The organism is Candidatus Phytoplasma sp. AldY-WA1 (genome assembly GCF_020312115.2).
Taxonomy (GTDB): Bacteria; Bacillota_I; Bacilli_A; order Acholeplasmatales; family Acholeplasmataceae; genus Phytoplasma; species Phytoplasma vitis.
The window spans coordinates 1-3,200 of record NZ_JAHRHX020000065.1 but is presented as its reverse complement, the minus strand read 5'-3'; the positions used below and the strand labels follow the sequence as shown (position 1 = coordinate 3,200).

Annotated in this window: 5 protein-coding genes; all 5 read right to left on the bottom strand. The window is 29.9% G+C overall.

Features of this window, described 5'->3' with window-relative positions; translation table 11 throughout:
* The coding region (locus tag KTO59_RS03855; protein ID WP_284928727.1) for a hypothetical protein at positions 1 to 197 on the bottom strand (197 nt) is incomplete at its 3' end.
* A 161-nt stretch (positions 198 to 358) separates the two neighbouring features.
* Positions 359 to 997 (bottom strand): DUF2963 domain-containing protein, encoded by a 639-nt coding sequence (locus KTO59_RS03850; protein WP_284928725.1) that lies wholly within the window; start codon positions 995 to 997, stop codon positions 359 to 361.
* 83 nt (positions 998 to 1,080) lie between these two features.
* On the bottom strand, positions 1,081 to 1,254 hold the full coding sequence (locus KTO59_RS03845; RefSeq protein ID WP_284928724.1) for a DUF2963 domain-containing protein: 174 nt from the start codon (positions 1,252 to 1,254) through the stop codon (positions 1,081 to 1,083).
* Positions 1,255 to 1,324: 70 nt separating this feature from the next.
* Positions 1,325 to 1,900, bottom strand: coding sequence for a group II intron reverse transcriptase/maturase (locus tag KTO59_RS03840; protein WP_284928723.1), 576 nt, complete (start codon positions 1,898 to 1,900; stop codon positions 1,325 to 1,327).
* Positions 1,901 to 2,188: 288 nt separating this feature from the next.
* Positions 2,189 to 3,148 (bottom strand): reverse transcriptase domain-containing protein, encoded by a 960-nt coding sequence (locus KTO59_RS03835; RefSeq protein ID WP_284928722.1) that lies wholly within the window; start codon positions 3,146 to 3,148, stop codon positions 2,189 to 2,191.
* Positions 3,149 to 3,200 lie beyond the last annotated feature (52 nt).

Sequence of the window (3,200 nt, the reverse complement as noted above, 5' to 3'; positions counted from 1 at the left end):
GCAGCTTCATCTTTTTTGTCAGTTGTTGCTGTTGGTGTTTCAGTTGCTGTTGACACTACTGCAGTTGTTCCAGTTGTTGGTGTTACGCTTGGACGACGTATTTCAGCTAATGTCATTACGAACATGCTAAATATACAAAAAAGAATTAAGAAAATATTAGTTACGATTTGTAACTTTTCAACATTTTTAGTTTCCATGTTATTTGCTCCTTTCGAGTTTTTTATTTAAATAAAAAAGAACAATTTAATTGTTCTTGGTTTGTCAGTTTAGCGACGATAACAAGGTCGTGATTTTTATTTTTGTTTTTTTATTAAATTGTTTAAAATAAAAAGACTCGTGTAAGCGAGTCTTGTTTATTTTATTTTTTTGTTCCATCAGAGTTGAATTCTATGATGTTTTTAATGGTTTTATCGGGATTGTATTCTGTTGTTTTAGTTGGTTTGCCGTCAACAGGGTTGAATTCTTCGATGTTTTTAATGGTTTTATCGGTGTTGTATTCTGTTTTTTTAATTAATATTCCATTTTCGTATTCACCATTTTGTTTAATAGTTCGACCATCAGGGTAATATTCTGTTGCTTTAGTGTTTTGGCCAATTTCATTGTATTCGTCAATTTGTTCGATTGTTTGGCCGTTGGGTTGGTAATGTTTTACTTTAATTAATTTTTCATTTTCGTTGTATTCGTGAATTTGTGCAATAGTTTGACCGTCGTGTTGGTAGATTGTGCTTTTAATTAATTTTTCGTTATCAGTATATTCGTCAATTTGTTTGATAGTATTGCTTCTTTTTTGATAGGTTGTTTGTTTGATTATTTTGTTGTTTGTATTATATTCCACATCAACTTTGTTCCCATATTGATCAATACATTTTTTTGGGTTTGTTTGTGATCCGTTTGTTGAATTTGGAGTTGTTGGGTTGAATTTACGATAACAATACCAACTAGCAGCAATTAAAGTTATTAAAGTAATAAATGTTATAATTATTTGTTTTGAGTTCATGATTTTTTCTCTTTTCTTTCTTTTATATATTTACACTAAAAATTATAAATTAATTTATAATAATTAGTGTTTTATAGTTTATTTTAAAAATAATAGTGGGTTTTTTTGATTAATTTTTCATCTTCATTAAATTCTTCGATGTAATTAATGGTTCTATCAGGGTTATAAGTTGTGATTTTAATTATTTTGCCGTGTAATTTATCGTGATAGATCAAATGCGTTTCAGGATTACTCCTTATTACAAATTGGCCCCACACAACACCGTACGAGCAAGTTTTCAAGCATACGGCGTTTATAATATTCCTAGTTTTCGACGATTTTTTATATTTATTTGTTTTTAGATAAAATGTTTTGTTTATGTTTTTTAAGCCATCCAAATGATTTTATTTGTTGGTTTGTTATTTTTTGATGACAAGTTTTGCATAATACTTTTGTTTCTTTGTTTCTTATACTTTGCATATTTCTGTCTCTCACCGTTTTCGTATGGTGAATTTCTAGTGAGATTCCCTCTACTAAACAGTTTTCACATTTAAAAGCTTGCAATCTATCCGTTAACTTGGTTCTACTTTTATAGGTATTCGTGTTTACTGTTAGGTTCGTATCCTTATTTTGATACTTCCTTAATTTCTTCACAAGGTCCCAACTAAATAGCGGCCAAATATCGTATTTGGATTTGTTTTTGGTTTCATATTTGATTCCAAAACTTCTTCCTATTTGATATTTCTTCCGAACCTTTGCAAGTGAGCATTTATCCTTTCCAGCAAGAGTTTTTAGTAAAGAATATGTCGCATAATAATACCATTTTCCTAGTCGAGCGATGTTTGAGATATAGCTATAATAATTTATGTATCCATACATGATGGCTTTATAAGATTTTATTATTTCTAGTTTTTCGAAACACACTAAAGATTTATCGTGGACAATTTTATTGCTTTTATCTATCCACCCTAATTCTTTAGCTTTTTTCTCAATTAGTTTTTTTCTATTTTAAGTTGTGGCTTCCCATTTAGACTTGCTTTGGTTGATCTCTTTTTCGAATTTTCTTTTGTTGGGTTTACCAACAATTCATATCCTAAAAATTGAATTCCTCTTTTTGTCTTTTGAATTTTTGATTTCTCCTTTGAAACCTTTAATTTCAATTTTTCTTCAATAAATTCCACTACCATTTTCTTAATCTGATGCGGTAATATTTTACTTTGACAACTTATCCCTTTGACAACTTATCCCAATAATGAAATCATCCGCATATCTTAAATATTCAATTCGAATTGGTTTATGCTCATAACATTGAGTTCTCTTCAATTCTTTTCTTAGTCTATTAACCTTTTCCTTATCTTTATTCCTTCTTGCCTTCATAATATTTCCATATATTTTCATATATACAGGATTATCTTTTGCTTTCATGAACTTGGATAATTCCTTTTGGAGGTTTCCTATATATTTATCTAATTCATTTAAAACAATATTTGATAAAATAGGTGAAATAATTCCTCCTTGAGGTGCGCCTTTTATAGTTTTTGCGTATTGTCCTTGTTTCATGATTCCACTTTTAACCATTTTGGCAACCAGTCTTTTAACTTTATATTTTGAGATGTCTTTGTCAATGATTCCATATAGCATTTTATGATTTACCGTGTCAAAAAATTCTTTTAAATCGATTTTGATAAACCAATTTATTCCTTTGAATCTTTGTTGAAAGCGTTTTAAGCAATCATGGGTTGATTTTCCAGGTCTGAATCCATAACTGAATTCCGAGAATTTTGGTTCATAATATGCTTCTAATTGTTTTCTTATAACCTCTTGGACCGTTCTATCCTTAATGGTAGGAATTCCTAAAGGTCTTAATTTGCCATTTGGTTTGGGGATTTCTATTCTTTCTACTGGTGAGGGTTCATATACTCCTTCTCTGACTTCCTTATTCCATTTTTGTAGTTTCTTTAAGTCTACTCCGTCGATGGTTTGGAAGTCAATCCCAGCCGTACCTGCTCCTTTATTGGTTGCCACTTTTTCAAAAGCTACATAGTAGCTTATGATATTGTTGGTTATCCATTGATAAGTTCGCTTCGATACTTTCTTGTTATCTTTTGATTTCGTCTCAATTCTGTTTAAATGCGTAGTTAGTTTTGAAATTTTATTTTCATTTGATAGCATATAGCCACCGCCCTTCTACGTTTTCAAACTCGAAATATTATTTCCTCTTTCA

Coding starts and splice junctions, on each gene's coding strand:
- KTO59_RS03835 (WP_284928722.1), bottom strand. CDS start 3,148: ATGCTATCAAATGAAAATAAAATTTCAAAACTAACTACGCATTTAAAC.
- KTO59_RS03850 (WP_284928725.1), bottom strand. CDS start 997: ATGAACTCAAAACAAATAATTATAACATTTATTACTTTAATAACTTTA.